This window comes from Halomonas sp. MCCC 1A11062 (assembly GCF_021404355.1).
Lineage (GTDB): Bacteria > Pseudomonadota > Gammaproteobacteria > Pseudomonadales > Halomonadaceae > Halomonas > Halomonas aerodenitrificans.
In genome coordinates, this window is the sequence record NZ_JABFTW010000008.1 from 36,979 (window position 1) to 63,487 (window position 26,509).

The 26,509-nt window shown below is 64.6% G+C and carries 26 protein-coding genes; 21 read left to right on the forward strand and 5 right to left on the reverse strand.

The window, feature by feature from the left end; translation table 11 throughout:
- Positions 1-59 precede the first annotated feature (59 nt).
- The 11 genes from ectA (at position 60) to HOP58_RS10550 (ending at position 8,759) form a co-directional block, all read left to right on the forward strand.
- Positions 60-638 carry a diaminobutyrate acetyltransferase gene (ectA, locus tag HOP58_RS10500; RefSeq protein ID WP_010628598.1) on the forward strand — a complete coding sequence of 193 codons (579 nt, stop codon included), beginning with the start codon at positions 60-62 and terminating at the stop codon, positions 636-638.
- Between the two features lie 79 nt (positions 639-717).
- The gene (gene ectB, locus HOP58_RS10505) at positions 718-1,983 is read left to right on the forward strand and encodes a diaminobutyrate--2-oxoglutarate transaminase (protein ID WP_010628597.1); all 1,266 of its coding nucleotides are present in this window, start codon (positions 718-720) and stop codon (positions 1,981-1,983) included.
- Positions 1,984-2,068: 85 nt separating this feature from the next.
- A complete protein-coding gene (locus HOP58_RS10510) occupies positions 2,069-2,464 on the forward strand; it encodes an ectoine synthase (RefSeq protein WP_010628596.1) in 396 nt (131 codons plus the stop codon).
- 335 nt (positions 2,465-2,799) lie between these two features.
- The gene (locus HOP58_RS10515) at positions 2,800-3,657 is read left to right on the forward strand and encodes an ATP-dependent zinc protease (RefSeq protein WP_234254031.1); all 858 of its coding nucleotides are present in this window, start codon (positions 2,800-2,802) and stop codon (positions 3,655-3,657) included.
- A gap of 35 nt (positions 3,658-3,692) precedes the next feature.
- Complete coding sequence (locus tag HOP58_RS10520) at positions 3,693-5,198, forward strand: inactive transglutaminase family protein (RefSeq protein ID WP_234254030.1); 1,506 nt, start codon at positions 3,693-3,695, stop codon at positions 5,196-5,198.
- A gap of 5 nt (positions 5,199-5,203) precedes the next feature.
- Positions 5,204-6,199 carry an alpha-L-glutamate ligase-like protein gene (locus tag HOP58_RS10525; RefSeq protein WP_010628592.1) on the forward strand — a complete coding sequence of 332 codons (996 nt, stop codon included), beginning with the start codon at positions 5,204-5,206 and terminating at the stop codon, positions 6,197-6,199.
- A 33-nt stretch (positions 6,200-6,232) separates the two neighbouring features.
- Positions 6,233-6,712 carry a transcriptional repressor gene (locus HOP58_RS10530; protein WP_010628591.1) on the forward strand — a complete coding sequence of 160 codons (480 nt, stop codon included), beginning with the start codon at positions 6,233-6,235 and terminating at the stop codon, positions 6,710-6,712.
- On the forward strand, positions 6,709-7,161 hold the full coding sequence (gene hisI, locus HOP58_RS10535; protein ID WP_234254029.1) for a phosphoribosyl-AMP cyclohydrolase: 453 nt from the start codon (positions 6,709-6,711) through the stop codon (positions 7,159-7,161). The genes HOP58_RS10530 and hisI overlap by 4 nt, the downstream gene beginning before the upstream one ends.
- A gap of 44 nt (positions 7,162-7,205) precedes the next feature.
- A complete protein-coding gene (gene yidD, locus HOP58_RS10540) occupies positions 7,206-7,511 on the forward strand; it encodes a membrane protein insertion efficiency factor YidD (RefSeq protein WP_234254112.1) in 306 nt (101 codons plus the stop codon).
- A gap of 178 nt (positions 7,512-7,689) precedes the next feature.
- Positions 7,690-8,271: a DJ-1/PfpI family protein gene (locus HOP58_RS10545; protein WP_010628588.1), complete on the forward strand. Its 582-nt coding sequence runs from the start codon at positions 7,690-7,692 to the stop codon at positions 8,269-8,271.
- A gap of 86 nt (positions 8,272-8,357) precedes the next feature.
- The gene (locus tag HOP58_RS10550; protein ID WP_010628587.1) at positions 8,358-8,759 is read left to right on the forward strand and encodes a ribbon-helix-helix domain-containing protein; all 402 of its coding nucleotides are present in this window, start codon (positions 8,358-8,360) and stop codon (positions 8,757-8,759) included.
- On the opposite strand, the gene HOP58_RS10555 is transcribed toward HOP58_RS10550, so the two are convergent.
- Positions 8,729-9,154, reverse strand: a complete 426-nt coding sequence (locus tag HOP58_RS10555) for a SufE family protein (protein WP_010628586.1) — start codon at positions 9,152-9,154, stop codon at positions 8,729-8,731. The genes HOP58_RS10550 and HOP58_RS10555 overlap by 31 nt on opposite strands.
- A gap of 37 nt (positions 9,155-9,191) precedes the next feature.
- Positions 9,192-10,292: a site-specific integrase gene (locus HOP58_RS10560; RefSeq protein WP_234260257.1), complete on the reverse strand. Its 1,101-nt coding sequence runs from the start codon at positions 10,290-10,292 to the stop codon at positions 9,192-9,194.
- A 338-nt stretch (positions 10,293-10,630) separates the two neighbouring features.
- Here HOP58_RS10560 and HOP58_RS10565 point away from each other — a divergent pair, with 338 nt between their 5' ends.
- A complete protein-coding gene (locus tag HOP58_RS10565) occupies positions 10,631-11,686 on the forward strand; it encodes a DNA-binding protein (RefSeq protein ID WP_234260258.1) in 1,056 nt (351 codons plus the stop codon).
- 85 nt (positions 11,687-11,771) lie between these two features.
- On the opposite strand, the gene nfuA is transcribed toward HOP58_RS10565, so the two are convergent.
- Positions 11,772-12,362 (reverse strand): Fe-S biogenesis protein NfuA, encoded by a 591-nt coding sequence (nfuA, locus tag HOP58_RS10570; protein ID WP_010628583.1) that lies wholly within the window; start codon positions 12,360-12,362, stop codon positions 11,772-11,774.
- Positions 12,363-12,601: 239 nt separating this feature from the next.
- Here nfuA and metH point away from each other — a divergent pair, with 239 nt between their 5' ends.
- From metH to HOP58_RS10590, 4 genes are all read left to right on the forward strand, one after another.
- A complete protein-coding gene (gene metH / locus HOP58_RS10575; RefSeq protein ID WP_234260259.1) occupies positions 12,602-16,321 on the forward strand; it encodes a methionine synthase in 3,720 nt (1,239 codons plus the stop codon).
- 61 nt (positions 16,322-16,382) lie between these two features.
- Positions 16,383-17,711 (forward strand): MATE family efflux transporter, encoded by a 1,329-nt coding sequence (locus HOP58_RS10580; RefSeq protein ID WP_234260260.1) that lies wholly within the window; start codon positions 16,383-16,385, stop codon positions 17,709-17,711.
- A 154-nt stretch (positions 17,712-17,865) separates the two neighbouring features.
- The gene (locus HOP58_RS10585; RefSeq protein ID WP_010628580.1) at positions 17,866-19,518 is read left to right on the forward strand and encodes a nitrite/sulfite reductase; all 1,653 of its coding nucleotides are present in this window, start codon (positions 17,866-17,868) and stop codon (positions 19,516-19,518) included.
- On the forward strand, positions 19,511-20,047 hold the full coding sequence (locus tag HOP58_RS10590; protein WP_234260261.1) for a DUF934 domain-containing protein: 537 nt from the start codon (positions 19,511-19,513) through the stop codon (positions 20,045-20,047). The genes HOP58_RS10585 and HOP58_RS10590 overlap by 8 nt, the downstream gene beginning before the upstream one ends.
- A gap of 109 nt (positions 20,048-20,156) precedes the next feature.
- Here HOP58_RS10590 and smrA read toward each other — a convergent pair whose 3' ends face one another.
- On the reverse strand, positions 20,157-20,750 hold the full coding sequence (smrA, locus tag HOP58_RS10595) for a DNA endonuclease SmrA (RefSeq protein WP_234260262.1): 594 nt from the start codon (positions 20,748-20,750) through the stop codon (positions 20,157-20,159).
- A 123-nt stretch (positions 20,751-20,873) separates the two neighbouring features.
- Between smrA and HOP58_RS10600 the strand changes: the two genes are divergently transcribed.
- The 5 genes from HOP58_RS10600 to pdxH all read left to right on the forward strand — a co-directional run bounded on the left by HOP58_RS10600 (position 20,874) and on the right by pdxH (position 23,586).
- The gene (locus tag HOP58_RS10600; RefSeq protein ID WP_234260263.1) at positions 20,874-21,335 is read left to right on the forward strand and encodes a gamma-glutamylcyclotransferase family protein; all 462 of its coding nucleotides are present in this window, start codon (positions 20,874-20,876) and stop codon (positions 21,333-21,335) included.
- Positions 21,336-21,426: 91 nt separating this feature from the next.
- Positions 21,427-21,783 (forward strand): arsenate reductase (glutaredoxin), encoded by a 357-nt coding sequence (arsC, locus tag HOP58_RS10605; protein ID WP_234260264.1) that lies wholly within the window; start codon positions 21,427-21,429, stop codon positions 21,781-21,783.
- Positions 21,784-21,809: 26 nt separating this feature from the next.
- Complete coding sequence (wrbA, locus tag HOP58_RS10610; RefSeq protein ID WP_010628575.1) at positions 21,810-22,430, forward strand: NAD(P)H:quinone oxidoreductase; 621 nt, start codon at positions 21,810-21,812, stop codon at positions 22,428-22,430.
- Positions 22,427-22,828, forward strand: coding sequence for a DUF2069 domain-containing protein (locus HOP58_RS10615; protein WP_010628574.1), 402 nt, complete (start codon positions 22,427-22,429; stop codon positions 22,826-22,828). The genes wrbA and HOP58_RS10615 overlap by 4 nt, the downstream gene beginning before the upstream one ends.
- A gap of 116 nt (positions 22,829-22,944) precedes the next feature.
- Positions 22,945-23,586 (forward strand): pyridoxamine 5'-phosphate oxidase, encoded by a 642-nt coding sequence (gene pdxH, locus HOP58_RS10620; protein WP_234254021.1) that lies wholly within the window; start codon positions 22,945-22,947, stop codon positions 23,584-23,586.
- 71 nt (positions 23,587-23,657) lie between these two features.
- Here pdxH and HOP58_RS10625 read toward each other — a convergent pair whose 3' ends face one another.
- The gene (locus HOP58_RS10625) at positions 23,658-26,405 is read right to left on the reverse strand and encodes a bifunctional acetate--CoA ligase family protein/GNAT family N-acetyltransferase (RefSeq protein WP_010628572.1); all 2,748 of its coding nucleotides are present in this window, start codon (positions 26,403-26,405) and stop codon (positions 23,658-23,660) included.
- Positions 26,406-26,509: the final 104 nt, after the last annotated feature.

Below are 26,509 nucleotides of genomic sequence, written 5' to 3' on the forward strand. Positions count from 1 at the left end.
TGATTTGTCGCTAAGCCCTGTTATCATTAGCTGCAACATCGCTACAGCGAAACCTGACCATGAACATGACACCGCAGCCTTTCACTCCTTCCGCCGACCTGGCCCGCCCCAGCGTGGCCGATGCCGTGGTCGGTAGCGATGCCTCGCCGCTGTTCATCCGCAAACCCAACCCAGACGACGGCTGGGGCATCTACGAACTGGTCAAGTCCTGCCCGCCACTCGATGTCAATTCCGCCTACGCCTACCTGCTTCTGGCGACCCAATTTCGCGACACCTGTGCCGTTGCCACCAATGAAGAGGGCGAAATCGTCGGCTTCGTTTCCGGCTACGTGAAGAGCAACGCACCGGACACCTATTTCCTGTGGCAGGTGGCGGTGGGTGAGAAGGCGCGCGGCACCGGTCTGGCCCGGCGCCTGGTAGAAGCCGTCATGAGCCGCCCCGAATTGCTCGACGTGCACCATCTGGAAACCACCATCACGCCTGACAATCAGGCGTCCTGGGGGCTTTTCCGCCGCCTTGCCGATCGCTGGCAGGCACCCCTCAACAGCCGTGAATACTTCTCGACGGATCAACTCGGCGGCGAGCACGACCCCGAGAATCTCGTACGTATCGGCCCTTTCGATACGCGGCGCATCTGATCCCCATCCCATTGCCGGACGGCCGAGCGGCTCGGTCGTCCACGCAGCCTTTCGCCTGATCATCTGACAGGAGGTCACCATGCAGACCCAGACACTCGAACGTCTCGAATCCAATGTCCGAACCTATTCCCGCTCGTTTCCGGTGGTTTTCACCAAGGCCAGGAACGCACGCCTGACCGACGAGGACGGCCGCGAGTACATCGATTTTCTGGCCGGCGCCGGCACCCTCAACTATGGCCATAACAACCCGCACCTGAAGCAGGCGCTGCTGGACTATCTCGATAGCGACGGCATCGTTCACGGCCTCGACTTCTGGACCGCCGCCAAGCGCGACTACCTGGAAACCCTCGAGGAAGTGATCCTCAAGCCGCGTGGGCTGGACTACAAGGTGCATCTGCCGGGCCCGACCGGCACCAACGCCGTCGAGGCGGCGATTCGCCTGGCCCGGGTAGCCCAGGGCCGGCACAACATCGTGACCTTCACCAACGGCTTTCACGGCGTGACCATGGGCGCGCTTGCCACCACCGGCAACCGCAAGTTCCGCGAAGCCACCGGTGGCATCCCGCTGCAGGGCAGCGCTTTCATGCCATATGACGGCTATCTTGGCGAGCATGCTGACACGCTCGATTACTTCGAGAAGCTGCTGGGCGACAACTCCAGCGGCCTCGACCTGCCGGCGGCGGTGATCGTCGAGACCGTACAGGGCGAAGGCGGTATCAACGTGGCCGGGCTCGACTGGCTCAAACGTCTGGAGCGGATCTGCCGCGACCACGGCATCCTGCTGATCGTCGACGACATTCAGGCCGGCTGCGGCCGCACCGGCAAGTTCTTCAGCTTCGAGCATGCCGGCATCACGCCCGACATCGTCACCAACTCCAAATCGCTGTCCGGTTTCGGCCTGCCGTTCGCTCACGTGCTGATGCGGCCGGAACTCGATAAATGGAAGCCCGGCCAGTACAACGGCACCTTCCGCGGCTTCAACCTGGCTTTTGCCACGGCCGCGGCGGCCATGCGAAAGTACTGGCAGGACGACACCTTCGAGCGTGACGTTCAGCGCAAGGGCAGGGTGGTCGAGGACCGCTTCCAGAAGATTGCCGCCTGGATTGGCGAGCAGGGTGTGAATGCCAGCGAGCGCGGCCGTGGTCTGATGCGCGGCATCGATGTGGGCGACGGCGAGCTGGCCGACAAGATCACCGCCAAGGCCTTCGAGAAGGGGCTGGTGATCGAGACCAGTGGTCAGGCCGGCGAGGTGGTCAAGTGTCTGTGTCCGCTGACGATTCCCGACGAGGATCTGCTCGAGGGGCTGGATATCCTCGAGGCCAGCGTAAAGGAAGTCTTTGGTTGAGCGGCGATTCGCCGAGCAACGGGCAGAAACCGGCCGGCTGCGGTGTCAGCCGGCCAGTCCATGGATCGTATGGAGTGACAGAGCAATGATCGTTCGCAATCTCGAGGAAGCGCGTAAGACCGACCGCCTGGTCAAGTCGGAAAGCGGCACCTGGGACAGCACGCGTCTGGTGCTGGCCAGCGATGGTGGCGGCTTCTCGTTCCACATCACGCGGATCTACGAAGGCACCGAGACTCACATTCACTACAAGCATCACTACGAGTCGGTGTACTGCATCGAAGGCGAAGGTGAAGTGGAGACTCTGGCCGACGGCAAGATCTGGCCGATCAAGCCCGGTGACATCTACGTTCTCGACCAGCACGACGAACACCTGCTGCGCGCACACAAGACCATGCATCTGGCCTGTGTGTTCACGCCGCCGATCACCGGCAAGGAAGTGCATCGCGAGGACGGTTCCTACGCGCCGCCCGACGAAGCCTGATAGACTCAAAGGCTCAGGTACAGACCGCAACCCCGGCCAACGCCCGGGGTTTGGCGTATCAAGGCACCGGGGTCTGGCGTATCAAGGAAAGAGACAGGTAAGGACGGCATCGCCCGAGCGCAGTGATTCTGCATCCCGATAGTTCGCATAATGTATATTATGTTAAATCAGCTATCTGTTACGATGTTGGACAAGCCCACCTCGAAATCCTTATCATCCCCCGTCATGCCCGGCGCGATTGCCCAAGCGCCCCAGACCCCGGTGTTACCCGGGATTGTGCCAAGCCCACTGTCGCTGCGCCCAATGCGCTGTCCAAATGGAGGCTGTCGATTTTCATGCAACCGAGAACGCTATCCGCCCCCGCCGTCTGGTTGCTGAGTTCGTTGTTGATCAGCGGATGCGCCCTCAATTCCGGGCCTCAGGTCGAGCCTGAGCCCACACTGAGTCCCGACCTTTTCGAAGCGCGTATCGGCCAGCTCGAGGAACGCATGGCCTTGCGCTGCGACCAGACCGAGGCTCACTTCGCACAGCATGAGCGCCACCAGGCCGAGCTGCTTGCCGAACTGCGCGATGCGGGTGTCACGCTGCGCCACCTGCGTGGCGACATCGAGCGGCTCGAGCAACGTAGCGGCGACGAGCCGATCCTTGTTCCGGCCGAATGCAACAACGAGCTGAGCGAAGCGCTCTCCTCCAAGGAGATGGTGGGTCGTGCCGAATGGATCGGGCTGCCGGAGGTGGGTACCTATCTGCGCGCCCGGGTCGATTCCGGGGCCAACACCTCCTCGCTGAGTGCGACGGACGTCACTCGCTTCGAGCGCGACGGTGAGGATTGGGTGCGTTTCAAGCTAGGCCTCACCGACAACGATATCGTCGTCGAGCATGTGCGCGACGAGTGGATCGAGCGCCCGGTCGAGCGCCGGGTACGCATCATGCAGGCCGCCGGCAGCGAGTCGCGCCCGGTCGTCAGCCTCATGATGACGCTGGGTCCGATCCGCGAAACCGTGGAGTTCACCCTGAGTGACCGTACTCACCTCAACTATCCGGTGCTGCTCGGTCGTCGTTTCCTCATGGACATCGCCCTGATCGACGTGGCAGAGAACTATCTCCACCCCCGTCCCGAATTCCCCGGTGGCCGCCCTGCCTCCGAGGCGGCCGAGGACCAGATCAACGACCGGGACGAAGAAGAAGGCTGATCGTGGCCTGACTGCCCTACCTGCAAGGATTCTACATGTCACGACTGCCCTTCTACCTCATCGTGGGCCTGCTGATGGTGCTTGGCATCGGCACGAGCCTGCATCGGCACATTCAGATGGAGGTGCCCTGGACGCCCGGTGAGCAACGCCAGATCTGGGAGGTCGAGGCCATCGTCGACTTCTCCGCACTTGGCGATCCCGTGCGGGTCGATCTGGCGCTGCCTTCGCACCAGCGTGGCTATCGCATTCTGACCGAGAATACGGCCTCGCCGGGCTACGGCCTCTCGTTTCTGCAGGATGAGCGCAGTCGCCGCGCGCAGTGGTCGATTCGCAGTGCCACGGGCAGCCAGCAGCTCTATTACTCCGTGCGCTTGCAGGTGACCGAAGACAGGCGTCAGCAGCAGATGGTGCGCCCGCCGCTGCGAGAGATCAGCTGGGAGCGGCCCTACGATACCGCCGCCGCCCAAGTCATCGAGCGGGCCTGGATGCGCAGCGCCGACCCCTACACCTTCACCCGCGAGTTGATCCGCGACTTCAGCGAAGACCGCCAGGGCGAGAACGCGCGTCTTTTGCTGACCCAATTCGAGCGCACCCCGCTGCTGGTACGGCTGCTCAACCAGGCCGGCGTACATGCCCGCGAGGTGAGCGGGCTGATGCTCGAGGATGGCCGCCGCCGGCAGTCGCTGACATCCTGGATCATGGTGTTCGAGGACGAGCAGAACTGGACCCTGTTCAATCCCCGTACCGCCGACCAGGGGCAGCCGGACAACCTGCTGCTGTGGGAAGCCGGCGGGCGCGCCGTGCTCGAAGTTCAGGGCGGGACCAATTCGCGCGTGACCTTCTCGATGCTGTCGCGCAATCAACCGGCAGCGGCGGCGGTGCGCAGCCAGTTGGCGGACGATACCCTGCTCAACTTCTCGATCCACAGTCTGCCGCTGGAGGAACAGGCCCTCTTCCAGACCATCCTGTTGATCCCCATCGGGGCTCTGGTGGTGGTTTTCCTGCGCATCATCGTCGGCATCAAGACCTCCGGCACCTTCATGCCCGTGTTGATCGCCCTCGCCTTCATTCAGACGACTCTGCCAACCGGCATGATCGGTTTTCTGTTGATCGTGGCGGTGGGACTGGTGATACGTAACTACCTCTCCTACCTCAACTTGCTGCTGGTGGCGCGAGTGTCGGCGGTCATCATCACGGTGATCGCGATCATTTCTCTGTTTTCGGTGCTATCGTATCGAGTGGGACTCAATGCAGGCCTGACGATCACCTTCTTCCCGATGATCATCCTGGCCTGGACCATCGAACGGATGTCGATCCTGTGGGAGGAAGAGGGTCCCAAGGAGGTCTTGATTCAAGGCGGCGGAAGCCTCATTACCGCCATACTGGCGTACCTGGCCATGAACAACCCCTGGATACGCCATCTCACCTTCAACTTCCTGGGCGTGCAGCTCATCATCATGTCGCTGATCCTGCTGTTGGGTAACTACACGGGATATCGGCTGCTCGAGCTGCGACGCTTCAAACCGGTCACCGAGGATTGAGTCCCATGTGGGCACGACCGAAGCAGCTCAAGCTCCGAGGCATCATCGGCATGAATCGGCGCAACATCCGCTATATCGGGCGCTACAACAGCCGGCGCTTGTACCCGCTGGTGGATGACAAGCTGAAGACCAAGCTGCTGGCGGAAAAACACGGGATCACCACACCGGCGCTGATCGGCACCGTGTCCACCCAGTTCGGCGTCAAGGCGCTGGGCAGCATGATTGCCGGTCATCCGGGGTTCGTCATCAAGCCCGCCAAGGGTAGCGGCGGCAAGGGCATCCTGGTCATCGAACATGTCGATGGAGAGAGTTTCATCAAGCCCAGCGGTGCCCGCCTGAGCATCGAGGATCTCCATCGCCACGTCTCGAATATCCTCTCCGGTCTCTATTCGCTGGGCGGTACGCCCGACGTGGCCATGATCGAGGGGTTGATCAACTTCGACGAGAAGCTCTCCGAGTACACCTACGAAGGCGTACCCGACATTCGCGTGATCATCTTCCGCGGCTATCCGGTGATGGCCATGATGCGTCTCTCCACGGCGGCTTCCGACGGCAAGGCCAACCTGCACCAGGGTGCAGTGGGCGTGGGGCTGGACATTGCCACGGGCACGGCGGTACGCGGCGTCCAGTTCGACCGTACCAGGCGCGACCATCCCGATACCGGCCATGAGCTCGCCAGCCTGCGGATTCCCGACTGGTCCAACCTGCTGGAACTGGCGGCCGGCTGTTACGAGATGACGGGGCTTGGCTATCTGGGCACCGATATGGTCATCGATCGCAACCGTGGGCCCATGCTGCTGGAGCTCAATGCCCGCCCCGGCCTGGCCATTCAGATGGCCAATGGCGAAGGGTTGCGTGCGCGTCTGGACCTGGTGGAGAAGCAACCCGAAGGAGTGAGCGTCAAGGAGCGAGTCGCCTTCTCGCAGCGCCACTTCGCGCGTCATGGCGAACTCAAGGCGCTTCCTGAGCCCGTGCTGGCCGAGGCAAGCCTCAGCACGTAGAATGAATGCCATTCCCTAAACATCGGCTCTACCATGACCGACGCTACTGCCCTGCTTGCGCAGGCCGAAAGACAATGCCAGCTTCGTGGGGTTCGCTTCACCCCGATCAGGCGCCGCGTGCTCGAGATGATCGCGGCAACCAGCGGTGGTCTGAAGGCCTATGAGTTACTCGACCGGCTCGCCGTCGAGCATGCCGCTGCCCGCCCGCCGACCGTTTATCGTGCGCTCGATTTTCTGATCGAACAGGGGCTGGTGCACCGCATCGAGTCCCTCAATGCGTATGTGGCCTGCCCCTGCCCCGAGCATGCTCACGGCTTCCAACTGCTGATCTGTCGTCACTGCGGCCGCGTCGAAGAGCTGCATCTGGATGACGTCAATGCGCAGCTGAGCACCCGGGCGCGGGAACTCGGGTTTCGCGTCGAGCGTCAGACCATCGAACTCCTGGGCAGCTGCGACCTTTGCCTTGCCGCGCCGGCAAGAGACGACAAGCCAGCCACTACGGAAACGTCATGAGCGATACCTTCAAACAGCTCGAGCGCGCCGAGCTCGATGCCCGCCTCCCCATCGAGCGCGTATTGGCGGAAGTGCGCTTCAATCAAGACGGTCTGATCCCGGCCATCGCTCAGCAGCACGATAGCGGCGAGGTGCTGATGATGGCATGGATGAACCGTGAGGCTCTCGAAGAGACCCTGGCCAGCGGGCGTGTCTGCTACTGGTCGCGCTCGCGGGGCAAGCTGTGGCGCAAGGGGGAGTCTTCCGGTCAGCAGCAGCATCTGCGTGCGGCCAGCCTCGATTGCGATGGCGACACCCTGCTGCTGCAGGTGGAACAGAGCGGCCCGGCCTGCCATACCGGCCGGCGCAGCTGCTTCTACGTAGCGCTGGAGGGCGGCGAAGCGAGGATCACCAGCGAGCCGCTGATCGATCCAGACACCCTGTACGGCAAGCCGTCGAAGGAAGGCTGAGCGTGGCTCGCCCGGCGGCCTGGCTGCAGCGCCTCGGCGGGTTGATGGCGCGCGCCCTGGGGCTGGCGATGATCGCTCTCGTCAGGCTCTATCAACTGGTTATCAGTCCTCTGCTCGGCCCACGCTGCCGCTACTGGCCCAGCTGCTCCCATTACACCGTCGAGGCCGTTCAGGTGCACGGTCCGTTGCGCGGCGGCTGGCTGGCGGTGAAGCGCATCGTACGCTGTCATCCCGGCAGCGATGGCGGTATCGACCCCGTGCCGGGCGGGCCCAGTGAACGCCTGTGCCGTGAAGATCCGGAGCTCGACGAGCACTATCGCTGCTGCTCGCAGCACGTGACCAAGCATTGAAGATGGCGTAGAGTGCGCCCGACCGCCGCCATCACCTTACCCTGCCCTTGCATCCGTCCTGCATCTTCCTCGCTGTAGTCGTCCCACTGTAGTAGCCCGCTACCACCCTCACCCGGTTCGCCCGTGCCAGACTGCTCAATGGCACACCCAACACAACGATCCGATGAGGAAACACGCCATGTCTGCCAAGCGACTGCTTTTGCTTTGCGGCGATTTCGCCGAAGACTATGAAACCATGGTGCCGTTCCAGGCGCTGCAGGCCGTGGGGCACCGCGTCGATGCCGTCTGCCCGGACAAGCGGGCAGGCGAAAGTATCGCCACCGCCATTCACGACTTCGAGGGCGACCAGACCTACAGCGAGAAACCCGGCCACCGCTTTACCTTGAACGCCGATTTCGCCGCCGTCGACCCTGCCGACTATGACGGCCTGGTGGTCGCCGGAGGACGCGCCCCCGAGTACCTGCGCCTCAATGAGCGGGTCATCGAGGTGGTGCGTCATTTCTTCACCGAAGACAAGCCGGTGGCGGCGATCTGTCATGGCGCTCAGCTACTGGCCGCGGCACGGGTGCTGGAAGGCCGCACCTGCTCGGCCTATCCCGCCTGTCGGCCCGAGGTGGAGCTGGCCGGTGGCCGTTATGCCGATATCGCCGTGGACGATGCCGTGACCGACGGTAAGCTGGTGACGGCGCCCGCCTGGCCCGCTCACCCCGCCTGGCTGGCCCAGTTCCTCGCCGTACTGGGAACGCGTATCGAACTTTGAACGGTCAGTGCTGGCCACCTTGCCCTGGCTCGCGACCGGCGCCATGCTGAAGGCATCGTCGCGAGCCGGATCAGGGGGAAAGAGTCATGTGCAGGCTTTTCATCGGTGCCGAAGCAGATCTCTGGGAGCCGCAGACGCGCTCCATGCGTATCGATGGCGTTTCCACCAGCGTGCGTCTGGAGCGCTTCTTCTGGGCGGTACTCGAAGAGGTGGGCAGGCGTGACGGACTGTCACTCAGTCAGCTGGTGGCCAGGCTGGCGCGGGAGTGCGCCGAGGCCGGCCACGATCCCGCCAACTTCGCTTCCTTTCTGAGGGTGTGCTGCGGCCGTTATCAGGCGCTGCAGCTGGCGGGTGAGATCCCCGCGCAGCCGGATGTGGCCATCGCCAGCCTTGACGCCGAAGGCATACTGGCCAGGGAGCGGCGACGCCATGCCGCGGGGCGGCGCGCAGCGAGACCTCAGGCGGCCTCGCTCTCGGCGACTTCGTAGATCTTTGCCAGCATGGCGTGCAGACCGTTGCTGCGCGTCGGCGACAGGTGCTTGTCGAGCCCCAGATCCTGCAGGAAGTGAGGGCTGGTGCTGCGGATCTCGGCCGGCGGGCGGTCGTTGAAGATGCGCATCAGCACGGCAATCAGCCCGGAAACGATGGCGGCATCGGATACCGCGTCGAAGTGCAGCGCCTCGCCTTCGCGGCGATGGTGAATCCAGACGTTGGATTGACAGCCCTGGATCTTGCGTTCCGGGGTCTTCCACTCCTCGGGAAACGGCGGCAGCTGTTTGCCCATGTCGATGATGTACTGGTAGCGGTCCATCCAGTTGTCGAACATCTCGAACTCTTCCAGCAGTGCCTGCTGGGCCTGCTCGGCCGTGGCTTCGGTGGTCATGTGGCCTCCCGTGATGACTCGAAGGTCATTATACCGGTTAGGGTGCCCCGCCGGGCAAACCGTGAGCGGCTTGTTGACGATGCCACTCCTCGTCTTCGGTGTGCAGGTATTGCGCCGTGGTGTCGAGCCGCGCGTGGCGTGCGGTGCTGGCCAGGTAGCGCAGCTCGACCCCGGCCTGAGCCTGATGGGTCAGTGAGGTGTGGCGCAGCCAGTGCGGCGTGGCGGCGCGCAGCCGTGCCACCTGAGCGGCAGCCGTCTCGCCGGCTTCGGTTTGCAGGGCGTCGGCGGCGGCGTGAAAGGTGCTGCGAATCAGCCGGTAGAGCTGGTTGTCACCCAGGCGGCGCTGGCCGTCCAGCCCGCGCAGCAACGCTCCGGCTTCTCCGGGCTTGGGGTGGCGCGAAAGCCCCAGCGTTTCCCGCCACTGCTCCAGCAGCTCCAGCATGTCGGGCGGTACGGGAATGCGTGCCAGCTTGTCGCCCTTCCCCACCACGCGCCACCACCAGCGTCCTTCGCGTAGGAAGAAGTCGCTCATCTCGGCGGCGGCCATCTCGCCGATACGCGGTGCCAGCAGATAGGCAAAGCCGAAGATCAGTCGCCGTCGTTGGTGGAGATAGTGCTCCCTGAGGCTGGCCTCCTGTGTCGGTGGCTCGTTCAGCCACTGCCATAGCCATTTCCACAGCGGCCGCTCCAGGTAGCGCTCGATGCCGGTCTGGCGGTTGTTCAGCCGACGGCGCTTGTCGCGCATCAGGCGAAAGGGGTTGTGTGCCAGCCACCCCGCTTCCACCAGCCAGGCGAACATGCCCTGCAGGATCACCAGGCTCTGCCGCCGACTGCTGGGCGACAGCGGCCCGCGGAACGGGCGCCAGTCGGGAGCATGGCGCGGCCGCGGCGGCCCTACCCAATGCTCGCGCGGTGTGGGGGCGGCCAGAAACGCCTCATAGGCATCCAGGTCGTGACGGCGCAGTTCGGCCAGCCCCCGCCCTTCCCGTTCCAGCCACAGCAGTAGCCGCTCGGCCTCGCGGCGATAGGTGCGCAGCGTTCGCGGACTGTCGCGATATTCGGCAAGCCAGCGTGCTACGGCTTCGGTGTCGCTGTGTGCGGCGATATGGACATGGCCTGCGCGCGGGCGGCCGGGCATCAGTCCGCCAATGGGCGCTACCTCGCTTGATTGCGGTTCGGGCTGTGAGCCCGCCTCTGCCCTGCTTGTCTCGCTCGACATCCTGATGGGCCCTTATCCCATTCCCTGAGCGTTCAGGGTCAGACATATCGATCATTTTTTCAAGATAAGACGGGTAATCATGAATTTTGATTAATAACGTAATGTAAATTACGTAATACATAAAATGTAATTTCCTTCCCCGCAGCCGGGAAAACGGCTATGCTTGAACCACTCAAGCGGGCGCATGGCAGAGCAAGAACAAGCGTCGCCCGCCGCGTGATGCATGGAGCAGCAGCCACACCATCAAGGAGATCGACATGGCACGCAGCGGTGTGCAATACGAGGATGTACTGGGCGCCATCGAATCCCTGCAGGCGCGGGGAGAAGCCCCCAGCGTGCAGAAGATTCGCGAAGTGTTGGGTACCGGTAGCTTCACCACTATCAGCGATCATCTGCGCGAATGGCGCTTGCGGCGGGAAAGCAGCCGCGAGCCGCCTGCGTCGCAAGCCATGCCCGAGCCAGTGCAGCGCTTGGCGGAAACCCTCTGGCACAAGGCCCAGGAGGCAGCCGGCGAGGCGCTGGCGGAGTATCGCGAGCGCGCCGACCGCCGTGTTGCCGAGGCGCAGGAAGCCATGCAGGAGGCGCAGCGGCAGGTCGAGGATGCCGAGCAGCGCGAAGCCGCCCTCTCCGCTCACGTGGCGGGTACCGAGCAGCGGCTGGAGGCGCGTAGCGCCGCCCTGGCGCGGGTCGAGGCCGAGCGCGATCAGTGGCAGGAGCGCGCTCGCCAGTTCGAGGAGCGTCTGAGTCGTGCCCTGCAGCAGCTCGACAAGCTACAGCAGGAAAGCGAGCAGCAGGCTCAGGCGCATCAGCAGGCCCTGGCCGACCGTGATGCGCAGCACTTGGCTCGCCTCAATCAGGAGGAGCAGCGCCATGAGGCCGCCGAAGCGCGCCTGATGACGCTGCTGGATGAGGCGCGCCAGGAGCGAGTGGCGGCCGAAAAGCGCTACGATGCCGCGACCCAGCAGTTGGAGAAGCGTCAGGAGAACCTGCAGCGTCAGCTGCACGAGACCCAGGCTGCGCTGGGCCGCGAGGAGAAGCAGCACCGCGAGACCCAGTGGGCGAGGAGTCGCGCCGAAGAGCGTATCGATACGCTGCGCCACGAACAGTCGCTGCTGCAGGCGCGCATCGAGGACCAGAAGCGCCACATCGAAGAGCAGGCGGCCCGGCTGCGCACCCAGGACGCCGAACTCATGCGGCGCACCTGGCAGCCCGTCGAGGAAGGCGTCGCTCGGCGCGCGGACGAAGGCCGCGTAGGAGAAGGAGGTGAAACGCTGAAAGGCGCCGAGACGGCACCTTCCGAAAGCGTTCGTTGAGCATGAGGCGGCGCGCCTCGAGCGGCGCGTCGCTTGCTATCCGAAGGGTGCTGTTGCGAAGGGTATGGGCGGATGGAGCCCGATTTCAGCGATAGTAGGCGTTGGTGGTGTCGGTGTGATCGGTCACGTCGCGAATGCCGGCCAGTTCCGGGATGCGCTCCATCAGGGTTTTCTCCACCCCTTCCTTGAGCGTCAAGTCGACCGCAGCACAGCCCTGGCAGCCGCCGCCGAAGGCCAGAACCGCGACCTGATCTTCGGTCAGTTCGACCAGCTTGATCTCGCCGCCGTGGGCGGCAAGGCCCGGATTGATCTCGCTGTAGAGGATATAATTGACGCGATCCTCGAGCGGGCTGTCGGCGTTGACCTTGGGCATCTTGGCGTTGGGCGCCTTGATGGTGAGCTGCCCACCCATGCGGTCGGCGTTGAAGTCGACCACCGCTTCTTCGAGGAAAGGGATGCTGTTCTTGTCGAGCAGCACGGCGATCTTGTCGAGCTCCAGACGCTCGTCAGTGGGCTCTTCTTCGCCGGGCCGGCAGTAGGCCAGGCAGGTCTCGGCGTAGGGTGTGCCCGGCTGGGTGATGAAGATGCGCACCGCAATGCCCTCGACGTTCTGCTTTGCCAGCAGCTCGGCAAGGTATTCCTGGGCGCTGTCGGTAATCTGGATGATCTCGCTCATGATGTTCTCGCTGGTCGGACGCGGCAACGGGGCCGGCCATAGGTGACATGCCATCATGGTAAGCAAAAGCAGGCTTCGAGACAATCCCGACTGTTTTGCTCGGTTTTTGAGCAACCCTGCCCTCAAGCCGCTGGTTTTGCTACCATAGCCGGCCGACAAGGCCGCCCCTGCCAAAGAGCACCAGGATCCAAGGGCGGTCACATACCTGGACGTGACTTCGCTGGAGACAGACCCGACCCATGGCCGCCCTTCCCTCTGCACTGACCGCCACTCTCACCGAACGGCTCGGCGAGCGCATCCTCATGCTGGATGGCGGCATGGGTACCATGATACAGAATGCCAAGCTCGAGGAAGCCGACTTCCGCGGTGAGCGATTCGGCGACTGGCCCTCGGAACTCAAGGGCAACAACGACCTGCTGGCACTGACCTGCCCCGATCTCGTCACGCGCCTTCATCGCGCTTATCTCGAGGCCGGCGCCGACATTATCGAGACCAACACCTTCAACAGCACCCGCCTCTCCCAGGCCGATTACGGCATGGAGGCGCTGGTGCCGGAGATCAACCGCGAATCGGCGCGTCTGGCCCGCGAGGCATGCGATGCGGTGGCGGCAGAGACCGGTGTGCCGCGCTACGTGGCCGGGGTGCTGGGGCCGACCTCGCGCACCGCCTCGCTCTCGCCCGACGTCAACGACCCGGCCAAGCGCAACGTCACCTTCGACCAGCTGCGTGACAACTACTACGAGGCGGCCGAAGCGCTGATCGAGGGCGGCGCCGACCTGATCCTGATCGAGACGATCTTCGACACCCTCAACGCCAAGGCGGCCATCTTCGCCCTGGAGGCGCTGTTCGACGACCGTGGCGAGCGGCTGCCGGTGATGATATCCGGCACCATCACCGACGCTTCCGGTCGCACCCTCTCCGGCCAGACCACCGAGGCGTTCTGGAACTCGGTGCGCCATGCCCAGCCGCTCTCCATCGGCCTGAACTGTGCGCTGGGCGCCGAGGAGCTGCGCCCCTACCTGGAAGAGCTCTCGACCAAGGCCGACACCTTCGTCTCGGCGCACCCCAACGCCGGGTTGCCCAACGAATTCGGCGAGTACGATCAGACCCCCGAAGAGATGGCGGCCATCGTCGCCGAGTTCGCCTCGAGCGGCCTGGTCAACATCATCGGCGGTTGCTGCGGCTCGACGCCCGAGCACATCGCCGCGATTCATGCCGCCATCCAGGGCATGGCGCCGCGCAAGGTGCCCGAGCGTCCGCGTGCCTGCCGCCTGGCGGGGCTGGAGCCCTTCAACATCGAGAAGGGCTCGCTGTTCGTCAACGTCGGCGAGCGTACCAACGTCACCGGCTCGGCGCGCTTCAAGCGCCTGATCGTCGAAGAGGATTACACCACCGCCCTGGAAGTGGCGCTGGACCAGGTCGAGAACGGCGCCCAGATCATCGACATCAACATGGACGAGGGCATGCTGGAGTCGCAGGAGGCGATGGTGCGCTTCCTCAACCTGATCGCCGGCGAGCCCGACATCGCCCGGGTGCCGATCATGATCGACTCCTCCAAGTGGGAGATCATCGAGGCCGGCCTCAAGTGCGTCCAGGGCAAGGCGGTGGTCAACTCCATCTCGCTCAAGGAGGGCGAGGAAGCCTTCCTCGAGCAGGCCACGCTGTGCCGCCGCTACGGGGCCGCCGTGGTGGTGATGGCCTTCGACGAGACCGGACAGGCCGACACCTTCGCGCGCAAGACCGAGATCTGTCAGCGCGCCTATGAGCTGCTGGTCGAACGGGTCGGCTTCCCGCCGGAAGACATCATCTTCGACCCCAACATCTTCGCCATCGCCACCGGTATCGAGGAGCACGACAACTACGCCGTCGACTTCATCGAGGCCACCCGCTGGATCCGCGAGCACCTGCCCCACGCCATGGTCTCGGGCGGGGTCTCCAACGTTTCGTTCTCCTTCCGCGGCAACGATCCGGTGCGCGAGGCGATTCACTCGGTGTTCCTCTACCACGCCATCCGTGCCGGTCTGACCATGGGCATCGTCAACGCCGGCCAGTTGGCGGTCTACGACGACCTGTCGGCGGAGCTGCGCGAGGCGGTCGAGGATGTGGTGCTCAACCGTCGCAGCGATGGTACCGAACGCCTGGTCGATCTGGCCGATAAGTACAAGGGCGACGGCAGCGGCGCGGCGAAGAAAGAGGACCTGGAGTGGCGCTCCTGGCCGGTGGAGAAGCGTATCGAGCATGCCCTGGTCAAGGGCATCACCGCATTCATCGAAGAGGACACTGAGTTGGCCCGGCAGCGCGCCGCGCGCCCCATCGAAGTGATCGAAGGACCGCTGATGGATGGCATGAACGTGGTCGGCGACCTGTTCGGCGCCGGCAAGATGTTCCTGCCCCAGGTGGTCAAGTCGGCGCGGGTCATGAAGCAGGCGGTGGCCTACCTCATCCCCTTCATCGAGGCGGAGAAGAGCGAAGGCACTCAGGCCAAGGGCAAGATCGTCATGGCCACGGTGAAGGGCGACGTGCACGACATCGGCAAGAACATCGTCGGCGTGGTCCTGCAGTGCAACAACTACGATGTGGTCGACCTGGGCGTGATGGTGCCGGCGGAAAAGATTCTGCAGACGGCCCGCGAGGTCAATGCCGACATCATCGGCCTCTCGGGGCTGATCACGCCCTCGCTGGACGAGATGGTCCACGTGGCCAAGGAGATGAAGCGCCAGGGCTTCAAGCTGCCGCTGCTGATCGGTGGTGCCACCACTTCCAAGGCCCACACCGCGGTGAAGGTCGAACCGCAGTACGACGAACCGGTCATCTACGTGACCGACGCCTCGCGGGCGGTGGGCGTTGCCGGCAAGCTGCTCTCCCCCACGCTCAAGCCCGCCTATGTGGCCGAGATCAAGGCGGAGTACGAGCAGGTGCGCGAGCGTAACGCCAAGCGCCGCCCCAAGGCGGCGGACCTGAGCTACGCCGAGGCCCGCCAGCGCAAGCTGCCCATCGACTGGGACAGCTACACGCCGCCCCGGCCCGCCATCATCGGGCTCAAGGTATTCGACGGCTACGACATCGAGGAGCTGGTCGAGCGCATCGACTGGACACCCTTCTTCATGAGCTGGGAGCTGGCGGGCAAGTACCCGAAAATTCTCGACGACGTGGTGGTTGGCGAAGCCGCCCGCAACCTGTTCGCCGATGCCCAGCAGATGCTGCGCAAGCTGATCGACGGCAAGCACGTCGAGGCGCGCGGGGTGATCGGTCTGTGGCCGGCCAACAGCGTCGACGACGACATCATAGAGGTATATGCGGACGAGTCGCGCAGCGAGGTGATCGCCCGCCTGCACCACATCCGCCAGCAGACCACCAAGAACCGTGATGGCGTCTGCTACAGCCTGGCCGATTTCGTCAGCCCTCGTTACGACGCCGACGGCAACGAGCGCGATCAGCTCGATTGGGTCGGCGGCTTTGCCGTGACCACCGGCCACGGCGTGGAAGCGCTGGCCGAACGTTACAAGGCCGCCGGTGACGACTACAGCGCGATCATGGTGCAGGCTCTTACCGATCGTCTGGCCGAGGCCTTTGCCGAGCGCATGCACGAGCGGGTGCGCAAGGAGTTCTGGGGCTACGTGCCCGAGGAGACCCTGGACAACGACGCCCTGATTGCCGAGAAGTACCAGGGCATCCGGCCGGCGCCGGGTTACCCCGCCTGCCCCGACCACACCGAGAAGCGCACCCTGTTCCAGCTGCTCGATGCCACCGAGAACGCCGGCATCGAGTTGACCGAGAACTTCGCCATGTGGCCGGCTGCCGCGGTGTCGGGGTGGTACTTCTCGCATCCCCAGGCCAAGTACTTCTCCACCGGCAAGATCACCCGCGACCAGGTCGAGGCCCTGGCCGAGCGCAAGGGTATGAGCCTGGCGGAGCTGGAGCGCTGGCTCTCGCCGGTACTCTCCTACGATCCGGCCTGAGACGACGACCCCTGATGCCCCGTGCCCCGGCGCGGGGCATTCTCGAACCCAACGATAGAGCATGCTGCCAGATTCGATCCGCCGTCGACGTATCCTGCGCCTAGCCACGCCGATCATCGCCGCGATGCTGACCCAGAGCCTGATCAATCTGATCGATGCGGCGCTGGTCGGCTCGCTCGGCGAGGTACCGCTGGCCGGCGTCGGTATCGGCGGCTATGCCATGTTCCTGGTCACGGCCCTGGTCTTCGGGCTCTCTTCCGGCGTGCAGTCGCAGACGGCCAGGCGCCATGGCGAAGAGGCCTGGCAGCTGCGGGCCAGGCCGCTCAATGCCGGGCTGGCCATCGCCCTGCTCGTCTCGCTGCCGTTGACGCTGCTGTGCCTGTGGCAGGCGCCGCGCCTAATGGCCCTCATCAACCCCGATGCCGCGGTCAATGCCGTCGCGGTCGAGTACTTCCGCTGGCGCGTGCTGTCGCTCGTCGCCGTGGCCATGATCTTCTGCTTCCGAGGCTACTGGAACGGCATCGAGCAGAGCGGCTTCTATCTGCGCATCATGCTGGTGATGCACGCGGTCAACGTGGCGGCCAGCGTGTGCCTGATCTTCGGCTACCTGGGGCTGCCGGCCATGGGCGCCGCCGGCGCCGGTGCGGGCACCACGCTCTCGCTCTACGTCGGCCTCGCGCTCTGGGCGCTGCTGAGCCTGCGCCACGCCGTGCCCAGCGGCTTTCTCGCGGGCGTGCCCCGCCGCCCGGCGCTGCTGACCACTTTGCGCTTGGCCACGCCCCACTCCTTTCAGCAGCTGTGGTTCGCTGCCGGCTATGCGGTGCTGTTCTGGATCCTGGGGCGCATCGACACGGCCAGCGTCGCCGTTGGCCACGTGCTGGTGAACCTCTCGCTGCTGTTGATCCTGCCCGGCGTGGGGCTGGGCATGGCCGCCATGAGCCTGGTCGGCCAGTCACTCGGTCGTCAGGCTCATGGCGACGCCCATCGCTGGGGCTGGGACGTGGTACGTCTCGCCTGGCTGTGCCTGGCGGCCCTGGCGTTGCCCATGGCGCTGTTTCCGGAACAGATCCTCGGCATCTTCCTGCGCGACCCCGAGCTCATCGCCCTCGCTCGCTTGCCGCTGCAGCTCACCGCGGTCATGATCGTGCTGGACGGCGCCGCTCTGGTGCTGGCCCAGGCCCTGCTGGGTGCCGGTGCCAGTCGCACCGTGATGACCACCACGCTCTCACTTCAGTGGCTGGTCTTCCTGCCGCTGGCATGGTGGGTCGGTGTGGTCATGGAGCAAGGGCTGCTGGGCATCTGGTGGGTGCAGCTTGGCTATCGCTGTCTCAACTCGCTATGGTTCGTGACGATCTGGCAGCGGCGGCAGTGGCTGCGGCTGGAGATCTGACAGAGAGGTGATAGAGAGGTGATAGAGAGGTGACTTGACCTTTATATGTCTTTACGTATAAAAAATATGAATATTTATTCTTTCAAAGAATATGCCAGGGGCGTTAAGGTGCCCCCTGACGCTCCGCCATTTCCCCTGCAGCAGGACCGGCTGAATGTATCGCTACGACACCCATGATCAGACTCTGGTCAATGAACGCGTCGCTCAGTTTCGCGACCAGATGAACCGCTATCTGGCCGGACGGATCAGCGACGAAGAATTCTTGCCGCTGCGCGTGCAGAACGGCCTCTATGTTCAGCGCTACGCGCCCATGCTGCGTATCGCCATCCCCTACGGCATGCTGGCCTCCTATCAGCTGCGCAAGCTGGGCGATCTGGCACGTGACTACGATCGCGGCTACGGTCACTTCACTACCCGTACCAATCTGCAGCTGAACTGGCCGAAGCTGGAAACCGTGCCCGACATGCTGGCCGAACTGGCCAGCGTGCAGATGCACGGCATCCAGACCAGCGGCAACGATATTCGCAACACCTCCACCGATCAGTTCGCCGGCATCTCCGAGGACGAGGAAGTCGATCCGCGGCCCTGGTGCGAGCTGATTCGTCAGTGGTCGACGTTCCACCCCGAGTTCACCTACCTGCCGCGCAAGTTCAAGATCGCCGTGACCGGTGCCGCCGAGGATCGCGCCGCCATCCAGGTGCACGACGTCGGCCTGCGCCTGTGGCGCGACGACAAAGGCGAGGTGCGGGTCAAGGTGCTGGCCGGTGGTGGTCTCGGCCGCACGCCGATGATCGGCGAGGTAGTGCGTGACGACCTGCCCTGGCAGCACCTGCTGACCTATCTCGAGGCGCTGGTTCGCGTCTACAACCAGTTCGGCCGCCGCGACAACAAGTTCAAGGCGCGCATCAAGATCCTGGTCAAGGCGCTGGGCGTCGAGGAATTCCGTCGCCGGGTCGACGCCGAGTGGGCGCATCTCAAGGATGGCCCCCAGACGCTGACCCGCGAAGCCGTCGAGGCGATGCAGTCTCACTTCGTCGACCCGGAGCGCCGCGCCATCGGTGAAGAGGCGATTGCCGAGTTCGAGCGCCTGCGCGGCGAGAATCGCGCCTTTGCGCGTTTCGTCACCAACAACGTGCACGGCCACAAGGTGCCGGGCTACAAGGCCGTCACCCTCTCGCTCAAGCGCAAGAACCATTCTCCGGGCGACCTGACCTGGGAGCAGATGCACCAGGTGGCCGATCTGGCCGACGAGTTCAGCTACGGCGAGATCCGTGTCACCCACGAGCAGAACCTGGTGCTGGCCGACGTGGCGGTGGACCGCCTCGAGGAACTCTGGCATCGCCTGGAAGAGCTGGGCCTGGCCAACCCCACCGTGGGCACCCTGGCCGACCTGATCTGCTGCCCCGGCGGCGATTACTGCGCCCTGGCCAATGCCAAGTCGATCCCGGTGGCTCAGGCGATTCAGGAGCGCTTCGAGGACATCGACTACCTCTATGACCTGGGGCCGCTGGATCTCAACATTTCCGGCTGCATGAATGCCTGCGGTCACCACCACGTGGGCCACATCGGCATTCTCGGCGTCGACAAGAAGGGTGAGGAGTGGTACCAGATCTCCCTCGGCGGAGCCCAGGGCAACGACTCCTCGCTGGGCAAGATTCTCGGCCCCTCGTTCGACCGCGAGAGCGTGCCCGACGTCATCGACAAGGTGCTGCAGGTCTACGTCGGCGAGCGTGCCGAAGGCGAGACCTTCATCGAAACGTATCGCCGTATCGGCCTCAAGCCATTCAAGGAGCGGGTCTATGCCTGATCAGAACGCCACCCAGCGCCCTTTCATCCGTGACGGCAAGCCGGCCGACGACCGCTGGGCGCTGATTCGCGACGCCGAAGCGGAGCTTCCGGCTGCCACCCCCGCCATCGTGCCTCTGGCACGCTGGCAGGCGCTGGAAGGCAGCCGTGAGCTGGCGCCGTGGTTGTCCAGCGACACCGAGCTGACGCCGGAGCTGGCCGAACAGCTGGCAGCCGCCCCGCTGATTGCCATCGACTTCCCCAAGTTCACCGATGGCCGCGGCTACAGCCTGGCGCGCCTGCTGCGCGAGCGCTACGGCTTCGATGGCGAGATTCGCGCCATTGGCGACGTGCTGGTCGATCAGGCCTTCTTCCTCACCCGCTGCGGTTTCAACGCGCTGTCGCTGCGTGAAGATCAGTGGCTGGAAGACGCGCTGAACGCGTTGAACACCTTCAGCCGTGCCTATCAGCCGGCCGTCGACGTGAGCGAGCCGCTGTTCCGCCAGCGCATGCGCGAAGTCGTCAAGCGGGCGGAGCCGGCGCTGGCCTAGCCCCGCGCACGGATCCCCCTAACGCAAAGCCCTATCGCGCCATCCAGAACGAAAGCCGGCCTTGAGCCGGCTTTCGTCGTCGTTGGTAAATGAGAAATCGACCTTGCGATCAGCCGCGGCGCTTCTGCTGACGCTCGCGGTTGTCCGCCCTCGCCCGCTCGCTCTTGCGCAGCATCACCCAGGTCGCTCCCAGGCCGCCGTCGGCCTGCTGGGCGGAAGCGAATGCCTGCACCTCGTCGAACTGCACCAGCCACTTGGCCAGGTAGGAACGCAGCACGTTGGCAGGGCTGTCGATCTCCTGCCCACGGCCATGCACGATCAGCAGCGAGCGTAGATCGTGGGCATAGGCTTCGCGAATGAAGGGCGGCAGCATCCGGCGGCACTCCGCCAGCGGGCGGCGCAGCAGATGCAGGCGTGACTGGGCGGGATAGCCGCCGTGTCGCAGACGATCCACGACGCCCTGCTGGATGCCGTCGCGGCGAAAGGCCAGGGGATCGAACGGCGGCACCAGCTCGACGAAGTCGTCCGACAGGAAATTGTTCTCCCCGAGCTCTGCCTGGGCGCTCTCGCGGCGAGCCAGCTGTGCCTCGCTGGGCCGGCTGCGGCGTGGGCCCGGATCGGCTCGATTGGCGCTCCTGCGCAGTGGCTTCACATCCCCCACCAGTGCCCTGAAGTCCTGATCCTCGTGTGCTGAGTGCGTCATGGGCAACCTCCGCTGTGATCGAGCCTCGACTTGCATCCTAACAGAGCCCACTGGCGGCGGAGAACCGGACAACCGCCCTCTCGTCGTGGCAGGATGTGTTTTCACATGTCATAGGGAGACGACATGCGCCTGCGTCATTACGTTCTCGCCATGCTGTTGGGCCTGCTCGCCCTGGCCGGCTGGCTATGGCTCACTATGTTGAGTCCTTACACCTACGATCGCCCCGCTCATCTGCCTGAGATCGAGGCCGGCGAGCACGCCGTGTTCGTCTACGGTACGCTGCGTTTTGCCCCGCTGCGCTGGGTGGTCATGGGCCGCGCGGGAGAGACCGAGACGGCCGTGCTCGAAGGCTTTCGCCGCGAGCGCCTCGATCTGGTCGAAGCGCACGACGAGCGGGTGCTGGGGGAACTGGTAGTGGTCGATGAGGACGAGCTGGAGCGCTTGGACCGCTACGAGCGGCTGGGCATTCGCTATCAGCGCGTCCCCATGCGTCTTGCGGATGGCCGCATGGCATGGGTCTATCGTCGCCTCGACGAGGCGTCACGACCCCCTTCACAAGCCCGCGAGGCCAATGCAACCGACTGATCGGCGCGGAGATTCCCGAGCATCACGGTTGTGGACGACACGACGCCCCTTCTACAATACGGACCAGCTTTCATGGATCGAGGAGTCTCGCATGGCCATTACGCTCTACCACAACCCCCGCTGCTCCAAGTCGCGACAGGCGCTGGCGCTGCTCGAGGAGCGCGGCGCCGAGGTCAGGGTGCGTCGCTACCTCGACGAGCCGCTCAGCGAAGAGGAGCTGCGTGACCTCATGTCGCGCCTGGACGCCGACGGCGAGGCTCTGGTGCGCACCAAGGAAGCGGAGTGGAAGGAAGTCGAAGATACCGACCTGCAGGATCAGGAGCAGGTGATAAGCGCGCTGGTGCGCTTTCCCAGGCTGTTGGAACGGCCGATTGCCGACGACGGCAAGCGTGCCGTCATCGGCCGCCCGCCCGAAGACGTGCTGGCCCTGCTTCACACCCGCGATTGACCTTTTCCTCTGCTTCTGGAGCCACGATGCGCGACTCCCTGCCCTATGTGCTGATTCTCTATTATTCCCGCCACGGCGCCACGCGCAGCATGGCCGAGCAACTGGCCGCCGGCGTGGAGTCCTGCTCCGGCATCGAGGCCCGGCTGCGCACCGTGCCGCCGGTTTCGCCCACCTGTGAGGCAGTCGACCCGGAGATTCCCGCCGAGGGTGCCATCTATGCCGAACTGGACGACCTGCGTCATTGCGCCGGCCTGGCGCTGGGCAGCCCGACCCGCTTCGGCAACATGGCCGCGCCGCTCAAGCATTTCATCGACTCGACCAGTGCGCTGTGGCTCAACGGTGCCCTGGTGGACAAGCCGGCCACTGCCTTCACCTCTACCTCAAGCCTGCACGGCGGCCAGGAAACCACGCTGGTCTCCATGCTGCTGCCCTTGCTGCACCACGGCATGGTCTATGCCGGCCTGCCCTACAGCGAGACCGACCTGATGACCACCACCGCGGGCGGCACACCCTACGGGGCCAGCCATGTGGCCGGGCAGCGCAGCGATCAGCCTCTGACGGATGCCGAGCGCCGGCTGGTGCGCGCTCAGGGCAAGCGGCTGGCTCGTTTGGCGCTGGCGCTCGATGGCCTGAGGGAAGGCTCATGAGGCGCTGGGTCGAGGGGCTCGAGGCGCGTCATGGGCTGGACTTCCTCACCGAGCGCAGCCGTCAGGCGGTGCTCGTCAGCTATGTCGTTCTCCTGGCGCTGCTGGCCTGGAGCGGCCTGGCCATGGAAGCCGGCGCCAACCCGCTGACGCCCATCCTGATCCGCGGCCTACCGCTGATCCTGTTCCTGCCTTCGATCGTCGCCAAGCGCCCCCGTGGGCATGTCTGGCTCGCCTTCGTCAGCCTGCTCTACTTCGTTCAGGGGGTCATGGTGGCCACGCTTCCCGGTCAGGGGCTGCTGGGTATCGCCGAAGCACTCGCGGCGCTGGGGCTGTTCACCGGCTGCATGTTCTACGCCCGCTTTCGCAGCCGGCAGATGAAAGCGCAGCGCGGTGAGTGACCTTCGCCTATGCTGCTCCGCTGCAGTGAATGGAATCCGTGACGACGGTCAAAGCGCAGGTGTTGTGCTGCTCTCGCACAGCGGCCACCATTGAGAAAAAGGACGAGGAGTACGCCATGACACGCAACATTGCCGATATCCGGCGCGATTACGAGGGCGGCAGGCTCGAGGAAAGCATGGTGCCCGCCGAGCCCATGGTGCTGTTCGACGAGTGGCTGACGCTGGCGCTCGACAGCGAAGGCGAGGACGGCAACGTGATGACCCTGGCCACCGTGGACAGCCAGGGCCTGCCCCATGCGCGCATCGTGCTGCTGAAGGGCTCCGATGAGCGCGGTCTGGTCTTCTACACCAACTATCACAGCCACAAGGGTAGCGAGCTGGCCAACGTGCCGCATGCCGCACTGGTGTTCTGGTGGCCCTCGCTGGGCCGGCAAATTCGCGTCGAGGGCCGGGTGGAACTGGTAGCCGAGGATGAGTCGGATGCCTACTTCAACAGCAGGCCGCGCGCCAGTCAGCTGGGTGCCTGGGTCGCCACCCAGAGCGTGGTGATTCCCGACCGGCACTGGATCGAAGAGCGTCAGCACCGTTTCGAGCAGGCCTACGAAGGTCAGGACATTCCGCGCCCGGTGCACTGGGGCGGTTACCGCGTGGTGCCGGACATGATTGAATTCTGGCAGGGGCAGCCGAGCCGGCTGCACGACCGCATCCGCTACGAGTACCGCGACGAGAGCTGGCGCTCCTTCCGTCTCGCCCCGTGAGCTGACCGCCAGGAAGCCCTGATTTCATGTCAGGGCTTTCCGTTTTCAGGTAGGCAGGTTCAGGCAGCGCCTTAGTCGGGCAGGCTTTCCAGACGCAGCCTCTGCCATTCGCTCTCCGGCTCGTTGAGCCGCAGCACGGCGTCCACCACCTGTTCCTCCATGTTGTAACGGCAGCGGAAGCCCAGGTACTTCATCAGGGCTCGCATGGGGTGATTGTCGACCATTATCTTGCCGATCATCTCCAGCGTGCCGACGCTCTTGCAGTAGCCGATCATCTTGCGCATCAGCAGGCTGCCGAGCCCCTGCCCGGCCATGTCGTCGCGCACGATGATCGAGAACTCGGTGCGAATGTTGTCCGGGTCGTTCCACACCCGGACCACCCCCAGCATCTCCTTGCTGCCGTCCTCCTTCTGATGTTCGGCAATGAACGCCATCTGACGGTCGTAGTTGATGTGCGACAGGATCGACAGGTCGCGCTGGCTGAGATCGGACTTGTTGTGAAAGTAGCGAAAGCGAATGCTCTCCTCGGAGAGCTGACTGTGGAAGCTGGTGATCAGGGGTGCATCCTCGGCGCGAATGGGGCGCACCTCGACCCGCATGCCGTTGTTCAGCGTCACCCATTCCCGCAGCTCTTCCGGGTAAGGCATGATCGCGAAGCGTGCCGGTGAGCCGAGATCGAGGGCGAAATCCACCGCCACCACCCCATCGCGGTTGAGCAGCAGCGGGTTGAGCTCGAGCCCACGCAGTTCGAGCAGGTCCGAGGCCATCTGCGATAGCTTGACCAGTAGCTGGCATAGCCGCTGAAGATCGCGTTCGGGTTCGCTGGAGTGCTCGCGGATCAGGCGCGCGGCATGGGTGCGTCCGACCACGTCCGCCGCCAGCGTCATGTTCAGCGGTGGCAGTGCTACCTGCCGGTCGGCCAGGATGTTGACCTTGTAGCCGCCGATGCCGAACACGATGAGCGGACCGAACACCGGGTCGCGGGTGATGCCGGCACAGATCTGCATCGACTGCTTGCCCCGCTGCATGGACTGCAGGCAGTACTCGCGAATCTTCACCGGGGGGAATTTCTCGTGCACCTTGTGTCCCAGCCGGGTGAGGCCCTCGGCCACCTGCTGCGGGTCGTCGAGATCCTGCAGCAGTCCCGCCGAGATGCGGTGGGGATGCTTGCGATAGCGAAACGGCCGGCAGTTGCCGTCGTGTACTACCTTGAGCGCCCAAGGCCCTTCGAGATCCCGAGCCGCGGCTGCGGCTTCCTCGGGCGTGTGCACGTAGCGGCTCGAGGCCACGGGGATACCGTAGGCCTCCAGTACCTGGGCGGTTTCGGAGTGAGACAGCATCTCGCGCCCCTCTGACCTGGCCTGTTCGATCAGGGTGCGGCAGCGGGCACGAATGTCGGGCGTGGTGCTGAACGGCAGGCTGGGTGGGGTTTCCTGCAGCAGCGCCTGCACACGCTGGTAGTCGACCATGTGCATGAAGGCCTTGACCGCTTTCTCCGGCGAGACGTAGGTCGGTATGCCCGCCAGGCTGCACTCGTGGCGTGCATAGAGGGCGCCTTCGAGTCCCATCCAACTGGTCAGCAGGTTGCGCTTGAAGCGCTTGCGATTGGCGATCAGCGCCTGGGCAGTGACCTTCGACGGCGCCAGGCGAGTGGGGGCATGCACCACCAGCACCGCATCGACCCCTGGGTCGGCGGCGACGATCTCCAGGGCGTCGACGAAGCGTTCCGGCGTGGCGTTGCCGCCCAGATCCACCGGATTCTCGCCGGGTTTGCTCATGTCGAAGTCGCCCTTGCGCAGCGCCGTGCGGGTCTCCTGGCTGAAGCTGGCCAGGGTGCCACCGGCGCTGATCAGCTTGTCGATGGCGAGCATGGCGGGCCCCAGGCCGTTGGAGACGATGGCCAGGCGGTCGCCCTTGAGCGGCCGCATCTGCGACAGCGTCATCAGCGCATCGAACAGCTCGTCGGAGTCGTTGACCCGCACCACCCCGGCGCGCGCCAAGGCGGCATCGAATACCACGTCGCGGTTGGCGATGCCCGGCGTGGGCGGCATGCCGGAAAGGTCGGACTGGGGCGTGCGTCCGCTCTTGATCGCCAGCACCAGGCGATTGCGTGAGGCATCGCGCAGGGCGGTCATGAAGTGCTGCGAGTCCTGGATGCGCTCGAGGTGCAGCAGGATGGCCTGGGTCGGGGCGAACTGGTTGATGTAGTCGATCAGGTCGGGAAGCATGACGTCGACGCTGTCGCCCACCGTGATCAGGTGCGAGAAGCCGATGCCACGCCCTGCCGCCCAATCGATCATGGCGTTGCCGAGCATGCCCGACTGCCCGAGATAGGCGACCTTGCCAGCCTTGACCGGCTGACTGGCATAGGAGGCGTTGATACGGCGACCCGGCACGATCAGCCCCATGCACTCAGGGCCGAGCACACGGATACCCGATTCGCGCGCCGCCGTGAGCATGCGCTCGCGAATCGAGCCCTTGTCCCCTTCGGTTTCGTCCAGATGGGCCCCGCCCGACAGCACCAGCGCCGCCTTGACGCCGATCCGGCCCAGCCGCGATATCACCTTGGGCAGAGTGTCGGCCGGCGTGCAGACCACTGCCAGATCCGGCGTTTCGGGCAGCTCGGCGATGCGTGAAACGCAGGGCTGGCCGAAGACCGACTCATAGCCCCTGCGGTTGACCGCCCACAGCGTGCCGGGAAAGCCCGCTTCCTGCAGGTTCCGGATCACGATGCCGCCGATCGAATGAGGCTTTTCCGAAGCGCCGATCACCGCAATGGTGCGAGGTTCGAAGAAGTGGCGCAGGAACCGGGTACTCAAGACGTCGCCTCCACCAGAACGGAAAGATGCTTCCCTGTGTACGACTTATTGACACTGTTGTGCAAGGGCTTGGGCGCATTAAGGTGACTTCAGTCACTCTGGAG